The organism is Paractinoplanes durhamensis, assembly GCF_016862175.1.
Taxonomy (GTDB): domain Bacteria; phylum Actinomycetota; class Actinomycetes; order Mycobacteriales; family Micromonosporaceae; genus Actinoplanes; species Actinoplanes durhamensis.
The window spans coordinates 1-16,793 of the sequence record NZ_BOML01000001.1 but is presented as its reverse complement, the minus strand read 5'-3'; the positions used below and the strand labels follow the sequence as shown (position 1 = coordinate 16,793).

14 protein-coding genes and 2 pseudogenes are annotated in these 16,793 nt (G+C 71.0%); 12 read left to right on the top strand and 4 right to left on the bottom strand.

Annotation, left to right across the window (positions count from 1 at the left end):
- A pseudogene (locus Adu01nite_RS00075) lies at window positions 1-467 on the bottom strand (hypothetical protein); the annotation flags it as partial.
- Window positions 464-1,600 carry an 8-amino-7-oxononanoate synthase gene (locus Adu01nite_RS00070; RefSeq protein WP_203724099.1) on the bottom strand — a complete coding sequence of 379 codons (1,137 nt, stop codon included), beginning with the start codon at window positions 1,598-1,600 and terminating at the stop codon, window positions 464-466. The gene Adu01nite_RS00070 and the pseudogene Adu01nite_RS00075, both read right to left, overlap by 4 nt.
- 84 nt (window positions 1,601-1,684) lie before the next feature.
- On the opposite strand from Adu01nite_RS00070, the gene bioB reads away from it, so the two are divergent.
- Window positions 1,685-2,680 carry a biotin synthase BioB gene (bioB, locus tag Adu01nite_RS00065; protein ID WP_203724098.1) on the top strand — a complete coding sequence of 332 codons (996 nt, stop codon included), beginning with the start codon at window positions 1,685-1,687 and terminating at the stop codon, window positions 2,678-2,680.
- A gap of 2 nt (window positions 2,681-2,682) precedes the next feature.
- Window positions 2,683-2,895, top strand: a complete 213-nt coding sequence (gene bsaP / locus Adu01nite_RS47480) for a biotin synthase auxiliary protein BsaP (protein ID WP_239132003.1) — start codon at window positions 2,683-2,685, stop codon at window positions 2,893-2,895.
- Between the two features lie 103 nt (window positions 2,896-2,998).
- Here the strand turns inward: bsaP and Adu01nite_RS00060 are convergent, their stop codons facing one another.
- Both Adu01nite_RS00060 and Adu01nite_RS00055 read right to left on the bottom strand, forming a co-directional pair.
- The gene (locus tag Adu01nite_RS00060; RefSeq protein WP_203724097.1) at window positions 2,999-4,045 is read right to left on the bottom strand and encodes a GNAT family N-acetyltransferase; all 1,047 of its coding nucleotides are present in this window, start codon (window positions 4,043-4,045) and stop codon (window positions 2,999-3,001) included.
- A gap of 127 nt (window positions 4,046-4,172) precedes the next feature.
- On the bottom strand, window positions 4,173-4,904 hold the full coding sequence (locus tag Adu01nite_RS00055) for an ACT domain-containing protein (RefSeq protein WP_203724096.1): 732 nt from the start codon (window positions 4,902-4,904) through the stop codon (window positions 4,173-4,175).
- Between the two features lie 319 nt (window positions 4,905-5,223).
- Here Adu01nite_RS00055 and Adu01nite_RS00050 point away from each other — a divergent pair, with 319 nt between their 5' ends.
- The 10 genes and pseudogenes from Adu01nite_RS00050 to Adu01nite_RS00005 all read left to right on the top strand — a co-directional run.
- Window positions 5,224-5,952, top strand: a complete 729-nt coding sequence (locus Adu01nite_RS00050) for a pyrimidine reductase family protein (protein ID WP_203724095.1) — start codon at window positions 5,224-5,226, stop codon at window positions 5,950-5,952.
- Between the two features lie 138 nt (window positions 5,953-6,090).
- On the top strand, window positions 6,091-7,836 hold the full coding sequence (locus Adu01nite_RS00045; RefSeq protein WP_203724094.1) for an ATP-binding protein: 1,746 nt from the start codon (window positions 6,091-6,093) through the stop codon (window positions 7,834-7,836).
- A gap of 29 nt (window positions 7,837-7,865) precedes the next feature.
- The gene (locus tag Adu01nite_RS00040; protein WP_203724093.1) at window positions 7,866-9,017 is read left to right on the top strand and encodes an exonuclease SbcCD subunit D; all 1,152 of its coding nucleotides are present in this window, start codon (window positions 7,866-7,868) and stop codon (window positions 9,015-9,017) included.
- Window positions 9,018-9,087: 70 nt separating this feature from the next.
- Window positions 9,088-11,577, top strand: coding sequence for an AAA family ATPase (locus Adu01nite_RS00035; protein ID WP_203724092.1), 2,490 nt, complete (start codon window positions 9,088-9,090; stop codon window positions 11,575-11,577).
- Window positions 11,574-12,536 carry a hypothetical protein gene (locus tag Adu01nite_RS00030; RefSeq protein ID WP_203724091.1) on the top strand — a complete coding sequence of 321 codons (963 nt, stop codon included), beginning with the start codon at window positions 11,574-11,576 and terminating at the stop codon, window positions 12,534-12,536. Before Adu01nite_RS00035 ends, Adu01nite_RS00030 begins: the two co-directional genes overlap by 4 nt.
- Window positions 12,537-12,916: 380 nt before the next feature.
- The gene (locus Adu01nite_RS00025; RefSeq protein ID WP_203724090.1) at window positions 12,917-13,600 is read left to right on the top strand and encodes a sigma-70 family RNA polymerase sigma factor; all 684 of its coding nucleotides are present in this window, start codon (window positions 12,917-12,919) and stop codon (window positions 13,598-13,600) included.
- Complete coding sequence (locus tag Adu01nite_RS00020; protein ID WP_203724089.1) at window positions 13,600-14,379, top strand: zf-HC2 domain-containing protein; 780 nt, start codon at window positions 13,600-13,602, stop codon at window positions 14,377-14,379. The genes Adu01nite_RS00025 and Adu01nite_RS00020 overlap by 1 nt, the downstream gene beginning before the upstream one ends.
- Before the next feature lie 220 nt (window positions 14,380-14,599).
- The gene (locus Adu01nite_RS00015) at window positions 14,600-15,289 is read left to right on the top strand and encodes a COG4315 family predicted lipoprotein (RefSeq protein WP_203724088.1); all 690 of its coding nucleotides are present in this window, start codon (window positions 14,600-14,602) and stop codon (window positions 15,287-15,289) included.
- 41 nt (window positions 15,290-15,330) lie between these two features.
- Window positions 15,331-16,116 (top strand): DUF4142 domain-containing protein, encoded by a 786-nt coding sequence (locus tag Adu01nite_RS00010; protein ID WP_239132002.1) that lies wholly within the window; start codon window positions 15,331-15,333, stop codon window positions 16,114-16,116.
- Window positions 16,117-16,160: 44 nt separating this feature from the next.
- Window positions 16,161-16,793: pseudogene (locus Adu01nite_RS00005) on the top strand (Pecanex-like protein 1); the annotation flags it as partial.

Genomic DNA, 16,793 nt, shown 5'->3' with positions numbered 1-16,793 from the left:
GCGGCCTCCGGCAGCGGGGCGGCCTCCGGCACCGGGGCGGCCTCCGGCACCGGGGCGGCCTCCGGCACCGGGGCGGCCTCCGGCACCGGGGCGAAAGCGACGCCACCCGCGGAATCGGAGCCCGCGCCGCTGGGCGAGGTAACTGGCGGCGTCGACGCCGCCACTTCGCCCCGTGGTCCGGGCGTGGCGGGTCGAAGGGCGACCGCACCGAAGCCGGCCGTTCCGACCCCGCTGGAGCTGGTCGTTCCGAGCGCGCCGGAGCCGACCGCTTCGACCAGCTGGGCCGCCTCAGTCGGGAGCAGACCTGGAAGCGGGGCGGGGCTCGGCGTGAGCGTGGGCGCGGCACGCGGGAGTGGCGGGAGTGTGAAGCCGTTGGCGTCGGGGGTGAGGACGACGTTCGCGGTGGGGAGGCGGGTGGTCACCGCTGTCACGTCGGGGGAGGTGGGGGATGGGGTGGGGGCGGTCATGGGGCGCACTCCACGATTACGTCCAGTGCTCGGGTGAACGCCTCGTCGGGGACGCCGGCGTTCAGGGTCAGGCGGAGGCGGGACGTGCCGTCGGGGGTGGACGGCGGGCGGAAGCAGCCGACCGCGACACCGCGGTCGCGGCAGTCGGCGGCCCAGGCCACGGCCGCTTCGGGGCCGGGGGCCAGGACCGACAGCACGGCGGCGGCCGGGTGGTCGACCGGGAAACCGGCGGCGGTCAGTCGGGTGACGGTCTCGGATGCCCTGGTGGTGAGCACGGTCCGGCGGTCGTCGGCGTCGCGGACCAGGGCTAGGGACCGGTGGACGCCGGCCACCACCGCGGGTGGGAGGGCGGTGTCGTAGATGAAGGTGCGGCCGGTGTCGATCAGGTGGCGGATGAACGGTGCGGGGCCGGCGACCACGCCGCCGGCGCCGCCCAGGGATTTGGAGAGGGTGGCGGTGACGATCACATCGGACTTTCCGGCCAGGCCGGCGGCGGCCACACCGCCGGCGCCGGCCGGGCCGAGGATGCCCAGGGCGTGGGCGTCGTCGATCAGCAGCAGGGCGCCGCGCGACGAGGTCACCGCGTGGAGCTCGGGCAGGTGGGCCAGGTCACCGTCCACCGAGAACACCGACTCGGTCACCACCACGGCGGGCTGGCCGGGGTGGGCATCGAGGATCGTGGCCACCGCGGCCGGGTCGTTGTGCGGGGTCACGATCGTGCGGCGGCCGGAGATCTTGCAGCCGTCGATGAGGGAGGCGTGGTTGTAGGCGTCCGAGACGATCAGGTCGCAGACGGCCGTGGCGCCGCGGACGGCGGCCAGGTTGGCCAGGTAGCCCGACGAGAACACCAGCGCCGACTCCGCGCCCAGGAAATCGGCCAGGTCGGACTCGAGGTCGGCGTGGGCGTCGGTGGAACCACGGACCAGGCGTGAACCGGTGGCGCCCAGCCCGTACGCCGTGAGCGCCGCAGCTGATGCCGCGACCACCTCGGGGTGGGCACTCAGGCCGAGGTAGTCATTGCCGGCCAGATCGACGACGAGGTCGTCGGCCGGACGTGGGCGCAGCTGACGGGTGAGCCCGGCCTTGGTCCTGCTCCCGGAGAGGCGCTCCAGCGCATCCAACCAGCCCGTCAAGGCACCCCCAACGATCACGAGAAAGGGAAACTATCACTCACCACCGACAGTCCTACCGGCCTGGAACGTCTGTAGGGTACGGGCATGGCAGAGATCCTCGATCGGGCGCGCGCCCAGGTGCTGAAGAACGGTGTCGGCCTCGACGAGGCAGGGATCCTCGAAGTGCTGCAGCTTCCGGACGAGGATCTTCCGGAGCTGCTTCAGCTCGCCCACGAGGTGCGGATGACGTGGTGCGGGCCGGAGGTCGAGGTCGAGGGCATCGTGTCGCTGAAGACCGGCGGCTGCCCGGAGGACTGCCACTTCTGCTCGCAGTCCGGCCTGTTCACGTCGCCGGTCCGGTCGGTGTGGCTGGACATTCCGTCGCTGGTCGAGGCGGCCCGGCAGACCGCGGCGACCGGGGCCACCGAGTTCTGCATCGTGGCCGCCGTGCGCGGGCCCGACAAGCGGCTCATGGACCAGATGCGCGAGGGCGTCAAGGCGATCAAGGCCGCCGTGGACATCCAGGTCGCGGCCAGCCTCGGCATGCTCACCCAGGAGCAGGTCGACGAGCTGGTCGAGATGGGCGTGCATCGCTACAACCACAACCTCGAGACCTGCGAGTCCTTCTTCCCCAACGTGGTCACCACCCACTCGTGGGAGGAGCGCTGGGGCACCCTGAAGATGGTGCGCGACTCCGGCATGGAGGTCTGCTGCGGCGGCATCCTCGGCCTCGGCGAGACGATCGAGCAGCGTGCCGAGTTCGCGGCCCAGCTCGCCGAGCTCGACCCGCACGAGGTCCCGATGAACTTCCTCAACCCGCGCCCGGGCACGCCGCTCGGTGACCAGCCGGTGGTGGAGGGCAAGGACGCGCTGCGCGCGATCGCCGCGTTCCGGCTGGCGATGCCGAAGACGATTCTTCGGTATGCCGGGGGCCGCGAGATCACGCTCGGTGATCTGGGGACTCGGGACGGTCTGCTCGGCGGCATCAACGCGGTGATCGTCGGCAACTATCTGACCACGCTGGGCCGGCCGGCCACCGAGGACCTCGCGATGCTCGAGGACCTGAAGATGCCGGTCAAGGCGCTGTCCGCGACGCTCTGATGATGGACGTCACGCAACCTGCGGCCGACAGCGAGGCGCAGTACTGCGATCGCTGCGGCGAGAGTGCCGCCGGCGGTGCCCACGCGGCGTGCGCGGCGGCGCGGGAGCTGGAGCCGCCCCGGTTCTGCCCGCGATGTCGCCGCCGGATGAAGGTGCAGGTCGTGCCGACCGGCTGGACCGCGACATGCGTGGAGCACGGGACCCGCACGTCCTAGAGGAGCACCCCGCGCGGCCGGCCCGGAAGTGCCGCGGTGCGCCTGGGGAAAAGAGTGGCGATGAGCTCCCCAGGAGAGCCCACCGCCACCGCTGTCTAATCCGTCAGCCGAAGGCGGCCGGGGTTTCGTCACCCACCTGTTCGCGGCCGGGCACGGCCAGCGTCACGGTGGCCATCGGGCCGTCCCGGTCGGCAGGGCCGGCGCCCAGTCGGGTCAGGGTGCGCAGCATCGCCACGTTGTCGGCGGCCGTGTGGGCCACCAGGGCGGCGAAGCGACCCCGCTCGGCATACGCCATGAGGCGCCGCAGCAGTGCGGTGCCGATGCCGCGCCGCTGCCAGCCGTCCTCGACCAGCAGGGCGATCTCGCCCAGGTCGCCCTCGGCGAGAAGGCTGGCCATGGCCACCACTTTCGAACCCGACGTGACGACCAGGGTGCGGCCGCCGACCGGCTCGAGGAGACGGGCCAGCCGGGCGTCGGAGGGGGCGCCGCCGCCCAGGTAGCGGCTGGCCAGGGTGGCCGCCGAGCACCGGGCGTGCAGGTCACGGACGCTCTCGGCGTCGTCGGCCGCGGCCGGGCGAACCACCAGCTCGGCGCCGTCGGGCAGCAGGATCGTGGTCTGCTCGAGGTGATGGCGCAGCATCGAGCCGGACAGCTCGACCAGCGCCTGCGCCCGCGCGAACTCGGCCGGCGTGAACGCGGGCCGCGTGCGCAGCACCTCGTAGGAGCCGCCGGCCGGGTCGGCCAGGGTCATCCGGGCGTCGTCGTGGCCCGGGCGCCCGGTCAGCGGGTCGGGCCGCCACCGGACCTCGGCCGCGTCGAGCAGGGCGACCAGCGCCTCGCCCAACGCGTCGGGGTCGTGCACCAAGCGGCCGGCCAGGGCGAGTGCCCGGGTCGGTTGGTCGGCCAGGCCCTCGGCCTCGGCGCGGGCCACGAACGCATCCCGGCCGCGGCCCCGGGCGATCGCCCCGAGCAGGTCGGCCTCGGTCGCCGAGTCGGGCGCGTCGACGAGGAAGTCGTCGACGGCACCGGCCTCGGTGGTGTGCACCTGGACGGCAAGGATGTTGACCGACCGCAGCGCGAGGCTCGCGGTCAGAACCGACAGGTAGCCCGGTCGGTCGTCCACCGTTGCCCGGATCCGCCACAGCGCCATTTCCGGCACTCCTTTCGGCGAGTCTGGTTCAGCTTTCCCGTACTCAATTCTGCCTCTTGGGTGTTAAGCAGACATTGCTTGAGCTGGGATTTCACCGAGAGGCCGGTCACAGGGAACGGGAGGCCGATCACATGACGGCGGGCACGCCGGCGGTGTCGAGACGGTCGCCCAGGATCACCGCGGCCGCCCGGACCAGCTGTGCCACCCGGTCGACCTCGGTGATGTGGAAACCGGCCGCGGGCAGGTCGTCGTCATCGCTGCGGGCGACCACCAGCACGAGCCCGGCCCGGCCGAAGGGCGCCACGGCGTAGCGGGTGCCCTCGGCGCTGGTGATCGGACGGGCCCGGAGCGGAGTGATCTCGGGAAGCTGAAGGGGGCCGGGAGCGCGCCAGCTCGCATACACCACGGTGGCGTCGTCGTGCATGCTCAGCATCGGCTCGGCCGGCAGCGGGCGCGGCGCGCCGGAGCGGGCGGCCCAGTCGGCCGGCACCACGGCGGCGGCGGCCCAGTCGGCGGCCAGCAGGCCGGGGACCGCGTCGACGAGGGTGGCGAGGCCGTCGGCCGGGTTGGCGGCGACCTGGGCGAGCAGTTCGGCGTCGTGGCCGCCGTTGACCGGCGCTCCGATCGCCTTCCACACGCCGTCGACCTGGACGCCGGGGATGGCGGCGAGACCGGCGAGGAGTCGTTCCACGCGGGAGGCGCCCGGCCAGACGACGGTGAAGTCGTCCACGGCCCGCCCGCCGAGTCGCTCCAGGACGATGACCTGGACGATGTCAGCGCCGGCGACGCCGAGCGTGCGGGCCACCTGACCGAGGGCGCCGGGACGGTCCGGCAAGGTGACTCGAACCCGCAGCAACATGCAACTCCTCCCGTCGGGTTGACGGCTCGGTGACGCCGTCTCCGTGGTGACCAGCCTGCCAAATCGCCGTTTCGCCCTGGTTGCGTGGCCGTGTCTCTGGAGTCAAGACATAGCGATATGCCCCGCGTCACACCAGCGTAGGGCGGGTGCCGAAGGGTGGCGATGGGTCGAGCAGAAGGTGCGAATCCGGCTAGGCTCGGTGGGTGATCTGCCATGCCTGCCGGGAGCGGCGGCACGAGGAGTGCCGCGGTGGCTCGTGGTGCGACTGCCAGCACCGCCCGGTCGTGCCGACCCCGCCGGTGACGGGACCGCCCGGCCCATGAGCGTCTATCGGGAGTGGCCGGCCGACGGCCTGACCGAGCTCTACCCGCGCAACGCCGAGCCCACCCTGCGGGTCAACTTCATCACCAGCGTCGACGGCGCGGTCGCGGTCGACGGCCTCTCCGGCGGCCTGCAGGGCCCGGGCGACAAGGAAATCTTCGATACTCTGCGGATAGTCTGCGATGCCCTGATCGTCGGCTCCGGCACGATAAAAGCGGAAAATTACGACGCGCTGCGCCTGACGCCCGAGGCCCGCGAGTGGCGCCGCCAAAAGAAAATGCCCGAGTTCCCGCTCATGGTGATCGTTTCGGGGAGCATGCACCTCAACTTCGATCAGTTGATCTTCACGGATGCCCCGATCAGGCCGATCATCCTGACGCATGCGGGTGCTCCCACCGAAGAGGCCGCGAAACATGCCGAGATCATCGCTGTCGGAGGCAACGGCGAGATCGACCTGGCCAAGGGGATCGCCGAGCTGCACGCCCGCGGCGCCACCCAACTGCTCTGCGAGGGCGGCCCCAGCCTGTTCGGCGCGATGATCGCGAAGGACCTGGTCACCGAGCTCTGCCTGACGGTCTCGCCACTGCTGGTCGGCGGCGGCCCCGGCCGCATCGCGACCGGGGCGCCGGCTTCACCGAGGGAGATGTCGCTGCGGCACATCCTCTCCGCGCGGGACATGCTTTTCTTGCGGTACGCGCGGGAGCGGCCCCCGCCTCAGGGCAACTGACCGGAGGGAGAAAGCCGGGGCGCGCCTCCACAACCTGATCCAGATCTTGTGGATAAATCTGTGGATGGCCACCAGAAGTTGTGGACAACCAGTGCCAACCCACACTCAGTGCGGGTTCTGTCGTACCCCTGGTGCAACATGATCGGCGTGTCTGACGAAACTTCCCCCGTCGGCCGAGTGCTCGGCACCGCGGACGCCACGCCGCTCCAGTTCTGGACGGCCGTGGCTCCCGGCAGCTATCTGCAGCTCGACGACGTCGTGGTGACCAAGCGTGAGCTGCCGGATCGCGAACCGGTGACGATCGCCGGCGTGGTGACCCAGGTCCGGGCCCGGCACGAGGGCGCCCAGTTCGACTCGGACGTCTTCGCCATCGCCGAGGGCACGCTCCCGGCCCTGGTGCAGGAGGCGGCCGAGATCACCACCACCCGGGTCGACCCGGAGCTCTACGTTCCGCCGGCCCCCGGCGCGGTGGTGCACCGGGCCACCGGCGCGGCCCGCGACGCGGCCCTGCACTTCGACCGGATGGAGCGGCGGATCCCGATGGGCACCGGCCGCGACGGCGTGCCGGTCTTCCTCAACGCCGACTTCCTCGACGGCACCCGTGGCGCGCACGTCTCCATCTCCGGCATCTCCGGGGTGGCGACCAAGACCAGCTTCGCGACCTTTTTGCTCTACTCGGTGTTCCGCTCCGGCCAGCTCGGTGCCGACGGCGCCAACGCCCGGGCGCTGATCTTCAACGTGAAGGGCGAGGACCTGCTGTTCCTCGACCACCCCAACACGAAGCTCGACGAGCCCACGATGGCCAACTACAAGCTGCTGGAACTGCCCGCGACGCCGTTCTCCGACGTCCGGGTCTACGCCCCGCCGCGGGCCGGCGACTCGTCCGGCGCCCCCGACGTGAGCAGCCGGCTGACCGGCGTCGACGCGTTCTACTGGACGCTCGAGGAGTTCTGCGACAAGAAGCTCCTGCCCTACGTGTTCGCCGACGCCGACGACGAGCGCCAGCAGTACACGATGGTGGTGCACTCGGTGACCGCCCACCTCAACCGCTACGCGACCCCGGCCGAGGGCGGCATCAGCATCGACGGCCGCCGCATCTCCTCCTACGGCGACCTGGTCGACCACGTCGTCGAGCAGCTCACCGACGACGACACCCGGTCCACCTGGGCGGGCAGCGCGATCAACATGGGCACGGTCAACGCGTTCGCCCGCCGGCTCATCGGCAGCAAGCGCGACCTGTCCCGGCTGATCCGCGGCGACCTCGCGAGCCGCCGCCCGCACCAGATCAAGACCGCCGAGTCGGCCCAGGTCACGGTCGTCGACCTGCACAACCTGCCGGACCGCGCGCAGCGGTTCGTGGTCGGCGTGACGCTGAAGACCGAGTTCGAGGAGAAGGAGAAGGCCGGCACCGGCCGCCCCCTGCTGTTCGTGGTGCTCGACGAGTTGAACAAATACGCCCCGCGGGAGGGCACCTCGCCGATCAAGGAGGTGCTGCTCGACATCGCCGAGCGCGGCCGCTCGCTCGGCGTGATCCTGATCGGCGCCCAGCAGACGGCGAGCGAGGTGGAGCGGCGGATCGTGACCAACTCGGCGATCCGGGTGGTCGGCCGGCTCGACCCGGCCGAGGCCGCCCGCCCGGAGTACGGTTTCCTCCCGCCGGCCATGCGCCAGCGGGCGCTGCTGGCCCGGCCCGGCACGATGTTCGTCAACCAGCCGGACATCCCGGTCCCGCTCTGCGTCGAGTTCCCGTTCCCGGCCTGGGCCACCCGCAAGTCGGAGTCCGGCCCGCCACCGTCGTCGACCCTGCGCTCGATCGTCCAGTCCGCCGACCCGTTCGCCGTGGTCGGGGGCCGCGGTGCGGCCGACGACGACATCCCGTTCTGAGCCGAGATCCGAAAGGGGAGGATGGTGCGATGCGCATCCTGCACACCTCCGACTGGCACGTCGGCAAGGTCCTGAAGGGCCGTAACCGGCATGACGAGCACATCAAGGTGCTGGGCCAGATGGTCGAGATCGCCCAGGCCGAGCGTCCGGACCTGGTGATCGTCGCCGGCGACCTGTATGACACGGCCGCCCCGACGGCCGAGGCGACCAGGGTGGTGACCCGGGCGCTGTCGGCGTTGCGGCGCACCGGTGCGCAGGTGGTGGCGATCGGCGGCAACCACGACAACGGCCCGGCGCTCGACGCGCTGCGCCCGTGGGCCGACGCGGCCGGCATCATGCTGCGGGGCTCGGTCCGGGACGATCCGGACGAGCTGATCATCGAGGGCACCACCGAGGGTGGCGAGCGGTGGCGCCTGGTGGCGATCCCGTTCCTCTCCCAGCGGTATGCGATTCGTGCCACCGAGATGTACGAGTTGTCCGGCGCCGAGGCCAACCAGACCTACGCCGACCACCTGGCCCGGCTGATCGCCAAGCTCAGCCAGAAGTTCGCCGAGCCGGGCGTGGTCAACCTGCTCACCGCGCACCTGACCATCGTCGGGGCGTCCACCGGCGGCGGCGAGCGCGAGGCGCACACGATCATGGGTTATGCGGTGCCGGCCACCGTGTTCCCGACGAACACCCACTACGTCGCGCTCGGTCACCTGCACCGCGCCCAGTCGGTGATCTCGCCCTGCCCGACCCGTTACAGCGGCAGCCCGCTCGCCGTCGACTTCGGCGAGGAGGAGAACATCCCGTCGGTCGCGATCGTCGACGTCGGCACCGAGAAGGCGGCCCGGGTGCGGGACGTGCCGATCTCCTCGGCGCGACCCTTGCGAACCGTTCGCGGCACCCTCGAACAACTCTCAACGGTGAACCTTCCGGACGCCTGGCTCCGTGTCCTGGTGCGCGAGACACCGCGGGTCGGCCTGCGCGAGGACGTGCAGGAGATGTTGCCCAACGCGCTCGAGGTCCGGATCGACCCGGAGATGATGCCGAACAGGGCGGGGGAGCGGATGGCACAGCGGGCCGGCCGGTCCCCGCGCGAGCTCTTCGGCGACTACCTGGACAGCCGCGGCAACGCCGAGGAGGGCGTCCGCGAGCTCTTCGACGAGCTGTACGACGAGGTGAGCAGCCACTCATGAGTGAGCGCAGCGAACGCAGGCGGCTCAGTGCCCGGGCCTCTGATCCGACCGAGCGCAGCGAGGACGGATCATGAGGCCGATCAGGCTCGACATGACCGGGTTCACGGTGTTCCGGGACGAGACCACCGTGGACTTCACCGACGCCGACTACTTCGCGCTGGTCGGCCCGACCGGCTCGGGCAAGTCGACAGTGCTCGACGCGATCATCTTCGCCCTCTACGGCCAGGTCCCGCGCTGGGGCGGGGCCCGCGGCATCGCCAACGCCCTCGCGCCGAGCGCCGCCGAGGCCAAGGTCCGGTTGGTGTTCGAGTCGGCCGGCGAGCGCTTCGTGGCGACCCGGGTGGTCCGCCGGGACGGTCGCGGCAACGTGAAGACCGCCGGCGCCGGCCTGCAGCTGATGCCGCACGGCTTCGACGTCACCAAACTCGACACCGGCATGGACCTGGACGACCTCGGCGAAGTGCTGGCCGGCACCCCCGCCGAGATGGACGATGCGGTGCTGGGCGCGGTCGGCCTGCCCTACGAGCAGTTCACCAGCTGTGTGGTGCTGCCGCAGGGCCAGTTCGCCGACTTCCTGCACGCCAAGCCGGCCACCCGGCAGCAGATCCTGATCAACCTGCTCGGCCTGCACGTCTACGAGGAGGTGCAGACCCGGGCCAGCGGCCGGGCGACCACCGCCGAGGCCAAGCTGACCGTGGTCGACCAGCAGCTGGCCGGCCTGTCGGACGCCTCCGACGAGGCGGTCGAGGCGGCCGAGGGCGTGCTGGCCCGGATGCGCGAGCTCACCACCGCCGTCGAAGCGTCGATGCCGGGCCTGCGCGCGGCCCGCGAGCAGGAGTCGTCGGCGGCCGTGACCCGCGACGCGCTGGACGCGGAGCTGCGGTCGCTGGCTTCGGTGCGTACCCCGCAAGGAAGCGCGGAGATCTCCGGCGCGACGGCGGCAGCGAGAGCGAGTGCCGCCGAGGCCGCGACGGAGGTCCGCACCGCCGAGGAGCGGGAGGACAAGGTCCGCGGCGAGCTCGCCGCGGCCGGCGACGCCGGTTCGCTGAAGCTGATGCTGGACCGGCACGCCGAGCTGGCCCGGCTGCTCGGGCAGGAGGAGTGGTTCGCCGGCGAGCTGCAGGTGGCCGAGGTGGAGTTCAAGGACGCGCAGGCGGGAGCCGAGCTGGCGCACGGCGCGCACCTGGGCGCCACCCAGTTGCTGGAGCAGGCGCGTCTCGACTACACCGAGGCGCAGCGGCTGGACAAGGCGGCCGCCCTGCGCGCGCACCTGACCACCGGTGGTCCCTGCCCGGTCTGCGAGCAGACCGTGACCAGCGTGCCCGCCATGCCGGAGGGGTCGGCGGTGCATCAGGCCGAGGCGACCGGCAAGGCGGCCCGGGCCGCGGCCGAGGTGGCCGAGTCGGGCTGGAAGCAGCGCGACGCGGTGGCCCGCAAGCTGGAGGGCAACCTCGAACGCAAGCGCGCCCAGCACGAGCACCACCTGTCCCGGCTGGCCGAGGTGCGCGGCGTGGTGGCCGGCTTCCCCGGCGTGCCGGCGCTGGAACGGCAGCTCGCCGAGCTCGACCAGCTGCAGCGCAAGCTCGACCAGGCCGGCACCGCGGTGCGCACCGCCCGGGAGACGCAGCGCACCGCCCAGGCGGCCGCGCACGCGGCCGAGGAGCGGGAGCGCACGGCGTGGCGCACGTTCGACGAGGTGCGCGACCGGGTGGCCCGGTTCGGGCCGCCGCCGGCCGAGCGCGACGACCTGTCCGCCGCGTGGGCGACGCTTGTCGAGTGGGCGGCCGGCGAGCACCGGGTGCGGGAGACGGCGCGGAGCGCGGCGCAGGAGGCGGTGACCACCGCGCACGAGGCGACCGTGCACGCGTTCGCCACGGTGGGCGCGCTGTTCACCGAGGCCGGCGTGGCGCGGCCGGCCCGGGGCGACGAGTCCGACCTGATCCGGGCGGCCGCGGTCGCGGTCGAGCGGGCCGACGCGGTCTTCAAGCGGCTCGCCGATCGGCGCGAGCAGGCCCAGGAGCTCAGCGAGCAGCGGATGACGCTGCAGCGGCAGGGCCGGGTCGCCAAGGCCCTCTCCGGCCACCTGCGGGCCAACAACTTCGAGCGCTGGCTCCTCGAGGAGGCGCTCGACCTGCTGGTCGGGGGCGCGTCGCGGATCCTGCGCGAGCTGACCGGCGGGCAATACGATCTTGAGCACGACAAGGGCGAGTTCTACGTGCTCGACCACCACGACGCCGGGTTGCGGCGCGGCGTGCGCACGCTGTCCGGCGGCGAGACGTTCCAGGCGTCGCTGTCGCTCGCGCTGGCCCTCTCCGAGCAACTGGCCGGCATGTCGACGACCGCCGCGAGCCTGGAGTCGATCGTGCTGGACGAGGGGTTCGGCACCCTCGACGCGGCCACCCTGGACGTGGTGGCCGCGACCCTGGAAAACCTGGCGGCCCGCGGCGACCGGATGGTCGGCGTGGTCACCCACGTGAACTCGCTCGCCGAGCGGGTGCCGGTGCGGTTCGAGGTGCACAAGGACGCGCGCACCGCGCACGTGGAGAGGGTCGGCCTGTGACGCGGATGTTCGTCGACGCCTGGGACCCGTCCTACGGGTCGTCCTTCGAGGGCGGCAGCGAGGACGGCCCGTCGTCGTCGAGCAGCGCCCAGGTCGACACCGACGTGGAGGTGCCGGCCGCCGAGTGGGCGCCGATCGACGTCTCCGCCGCGGTGCGCCGGCCGGACGTGGTGTTCCTGGTGGACGGCGTGCGGCGCAACGATGCCGGGCTGTGGACGGCGGAGGAGGACGGCACCTCCTACGCCGGCCTGGCCGCGTCGTACGCGGCCGGGGTGGTGCGCTGTGATCTGGCGCGGGGGTCGGCCGAGCTGGCCGGTGCCGAGGTGCGGCGGGGGTTGTTCACGGCCAGCCCGTCGGCGGACACCCTGCAGACCGACATGATCCGCTACGAGGTGCGGCGGCTGGAGGGGCCGGGCGAGGCGAGCAAGCTGCCGTCGGCGGTGCAGCCGCGGCTGACCGAGCTGGAGCTGGAGATCTCGGCGGTGGCCCGGGGCGGCTCCGACGATCTGCTCGTGGTCGACGGTCCGCTGCGCAACCGCCGGCACCTGGTCAACACGATCGGTTATGTGAAGACCCAGCAGAAGCTCTATCTGTCGGCGGCCCTGAACGTCGTCGTCACGTCGCTGAAGCCGGGCCAGCGCACCCCGGTCTTCCACCTGGGCACGGTCTGGGGCGGCTGGTCGTGGTATTTGCGGCTGCCCGGCGGTTCGGGCGCGCCCTGGTCCGGCATCGTCCGGATCGAGTGCTCGCCGGACCTCACCGCGGATCAGGCGATCGAGCTGGCCGAGATCTCCGGGGCGACGCTGCCGCGTTTCGCGTCCTCGCCGTACAAAGATCCGCGGGCCCCGCAAAATTTGGTGCCGATCGCCGGGCTGGAGCGCCGGCTGCGCGGGATGCTCGGCGACGCGCGGGTGCTGCACCGGGCGTTGACCCTGGCCACGGCACGAAGCCGGACATAACGCCAAGCGCGTCCGAAAGGTCCGACCAGGCACCGCGGGTCCACCGAAAGGACGGCTCCGAGGCCGTGGGAGCGTTCCCAAAGAGACGCTCCGAGATCACTCGCCTACGCAGGGATACCCCCGCACCGTCTGTGCGTCATTGCAGCTCAGAAGGGCGTTCCCTGGGACGCATGTGGCTGAGTATTATTCGGCTGCCCTGGTAGGCATATCGGTGCAGATGGATGAATTTGATCGTCTGCGATGTGCCTCGTGCCGCCCCCACACGACACCGGAGGACAGTTGAGAACCATCGTCCCGGAAATTTTCCCGCCAGCGTTGATCCCGGCCGGTCCCCCCAGCCGTATCTCAGGCGACGGGGAAAGCTCCGGGCGGAGGTATCAATGCATGCGGTGGTCGAGGATCGACTCACACCGGACGGGATGTGCCTGATGACACAGCAGCGATCCGGCGGTCGGTGGCAGTCTCTCGACGGCGCCCGTGGTGTCGAGGACAACGGCTCGGTGATTCCGCGCCAGGCGCCGCGGCACGGTGCTCCGGAGTCCGGCACGGCGAGTCACGAGGACACTCTCGTGAAGATGCTCTACGAGGAGCATGCCGGCCCTCTACTGATGTTCGTGCTGCGCCTGACCGGTGGAGACCGGCAGCGCGCCGAGGACATCGTGCAGGAGACCCTGCTCCGGGCCTGGCGCAACGCGCACCGGCTCGGCGCGCAGGGCCAGCAGTCACTGCGCCCGTGGCTGGTGACCGTCGCCCGGCGGATCGCCATCGACGACCACCGCAGCGCGAGCGCCCGCCCGGCCGAGACCTACGACCGCGAGCTGGAGAGCTTCCCCAGCATGTCGGACGACACCGACCGGGTTCTCCAGTCGATGACCGTGTCCGACGCCCTGCGCGAGCTCAGCCAGTCGCACCGGGAAATCCTTATCGAGACCTACTTCCGCGGCCGGACGGTGCCCGAGGCGGCGGAGAAGCTCAACCTTCCGCTGGGCACCGCTAAGTCGCGTGTGTATTACGCTCTGCGTGCGCTTCGTACGGCACTGCAGCAGCGGGGGGTGACGGAGTAATGACGCAGGAAGAGCACTACGACGTCGCGTCGTACGCGTTGGGGGTGCTGGACGAGCGCGACGCGGCCCGATTCGAGGACCACCTCATCGAGTGCCCGCGGTGCGCCTTCGAGCTCGAGTCGTTCGTGCAGGTCGCTGACCTGATGGCGGATGTCGACGCGGCCGCCGTGATCGCCGCCGAGGAGTCCCAGCGGGACGGCCGCGTGCTGACCCGGATGATCGGCCAGGTCGGCCAGGAGCGGCGGCGGGCCAACAGCCGCCGGCTCTACTCGCTGGCCGCCGCCGTGGTCGTCTTCGCGATGCTGTCGATCGGCGCGCTGTTCGCGGGCGGCAAGTGGTTCGCCCCCGACGCGACGACGCCGGCGAGCACCACGGCCGGGCGCGGAAGCGACCAGCTGGACCCGTTGCCGAACAACCAGGACGGTCCCGGCATCGGTGGCCCCGAGCTGACCGGCCAGCAGTACAGCGGCAGCGATCCACGCACCGGCGTGCACGCCGACGTGGCGCTGGAGAAGAAGGACTGGGGCACCCAGATCTCCTTCGCGATCTCCAACATCAGCGGTCCGACGACGTGCCGGCTGCTCGCCGTGCACACCGACGGCACCACCGAGCCACTGATCTCGTGGAACGTGGGAGAGAAGGGCTGGGGCACCGCCGCCAACCCGGCGCCGCTGATGCTGCAGGCGATCACCTCGACCGCCCGCGAGAAGATCGCGCACATCACCGTCCAGGAGGTCACCTCCTCCGGTGCCGGCGACACATTGGTTCGCGTACCGTAAATGGCTTGACAGCAGAGCGTGAAAAAGGCCCGGCCGAAAGGCTGGGCCTTTTTTCGTGTCCATGCGGCGTGTCCAGGCAACCCGCCGACTTCAAAGGAAATTAAGGAAATTGATTGGGCCAAGTGTTCAACCGACTTGGCCCGCCCCTGCGTACTACAGCCCGGAAACGCCAGAAGGAGCAATCACTGGAGGGCACGTGGTACCGGAGAAGCGCAAGTTGATGGTGGCGGGTGCTGCCATCGCCGCGGCTTTGGCAGTCGCCGGCTGTGCTCCGCAGGGGTACAACGCAGCGGACTACGGCAACGCAGCCGAACCGGCGTCCAACGACGTCGCCGCGAGCCCCGGAGCGACCGCCGACCCGGCAGCCACCAGCGACCCGGCGGCTCAGGCCGACCCGGACGCGACCGCCGCCCCCGGCTCGGAGACCGGCACCGAACTCTCCGACGACCAGATCACCAAGGCGCTGACCGGCACCGCGGTCAAGAAGATGGGTGAGGTCGTCGAGAACGAGGGGGGCTTCGTCCTCTACCGCTTCGACGGTGACTCCAACAGCCCGGCCAAGTCCAACTGCAACGGTGACTGCGCCAAGGTGTGGCCGCCCGCCTACACCAACGACGGCAAGCCGACCCTCAAGGGCGTCTCGTCGAGTGTGGTGGGCACGGTGACCCGGGCCGACGGCACCAAGCAGCTGACCATCAAGGGCTGGCCGGTCTACACCTACATCGGCGACAAGAAGCCCGGTCAGTGGAAGGGCCAGAACGTCTCCGGCAAATGGTTCGTCATCAAGCCGGACGGCGCCAAGAACCTGACCTGCCTTCCCGCGGTCTCCAAGCCGGTAGCGCCGCCCGCGTCGGAATCGGGTGCGGAGTCGTCTGATTCCGGCACCGCCGGCAGCGACTACAGCTACTGACCGAACGCCATTCCCGAAACCGCCTACTCGGAGGTCGAAAAATGATTGCCGCTCGCTCCTCTCGCCGGCTCAAGCGCTGGTTGGTGGGCATTTCGGCAATGTCGCTGGCGTTCCTGCTGGCGCCGGTCTCGCCGGCCCACGCCGCCGGCGGGGACATCCCCGTCCCGGCCACGTCGTTCAACGCGAAGGGCGCCGGTTCGGTCGGCCCCGCCGACGAGGACTTCGTGATCAAGGTCCGGCTCGCCGGGCTCTGGGAGATCCCGGCCGGCAACATGGCGCAGGAGAAGTCGGACGACCCGAGGGTCGTGAACATCGGTAAGGCGATCGCCGCGCAGCACGTGGTGCTCGACAATCTCGACCGGGAAGTGGCCAAGAGGCTCAACATCAAGCTTCCCAGCCAGCCCAACGCCGACCAGCAGGGTTGGCTGAACGAGATGAAGGCGGCGAACTCCACCACCTTCGACCAGATCTTCATCGACCGGCTCCGGGCGGCGCACGGCAAGATCTTCCCGGCCATCGCCTCGATCCGGGCGAGCACCCGCAACGACTCGGTCCGGCAACTGGCCCAGCAGGCCAACCAGTTCGTCATGACGCACATGACGCTCCTGGAATCGAGCGGGATCGTCGACTACGGCGCACTGCCCACGGCGGCCGCCCCCACCCAGCCCGGCGGTGGACCGGTACCGGTGGACGCTCAGATGGTCGCCGCGGCCAGCAGTGGCCGTAGCGGTATCCCGGGCGCCAGCACCTCAGTGATCCTCCTTGTCCTCGCCGCCGCACTTGTGGCCGGCGTCATCACGACCATGCGCATCTTCCGGGCGCGGTAGTCCCCGAAACCTCGTCCAGGTCGCGACAGAGAAAGGTGTCACCAATGCGAAGGTCCAAGTACCGGCGCGCATCCACGAGTTCAGGTTGGTTCAGCGGCCGTCGCCGGATCATCGCGGTGGCCGCCACGCTGGTGGCGTTCGGCGGCATCGTGACCGTTACCCAGGTCTCGAACGCGAGCACCAACAAGACACAGCGCAAGGCCCTGTCGGCTTGCGACAACGTGCAGGCCCCGGCGGCGGCCAAGCTGTCCACCAAGACCCGCAAGGGCACGTGGACCGACAACAACGGCACCGTGGTCCAGCACGCGGACGACGGCGCCGGGGACACCGTCAGCACGGCCACGCTGCGCCAGCGGTGCCGCCAGTGGGTGATGAACAACGTCGGCAACAACGGCAACAACAACGGTGGCGGCCAGGCCACCACCGCGCCGGCGGCGACCGCGACCGCGTCCGTCGACACCAACGCCGGCAACGGCAACGGCCAGAACGGCAACGGCGGCAACAACGGTGGCAACAACAACGGCGGCAACAACAACGGTGGCGGCCAGCAGGCCACGACCGCGCCGGCCGACACCGGTAACAACGGTGGCAACAACGGCGGCAACAACGGTGGTCAGACCACCCCGCCGCCCGGAGCCGGCCTCGGCGTCCTGACGAACAGCTGCGACACCAGCCAG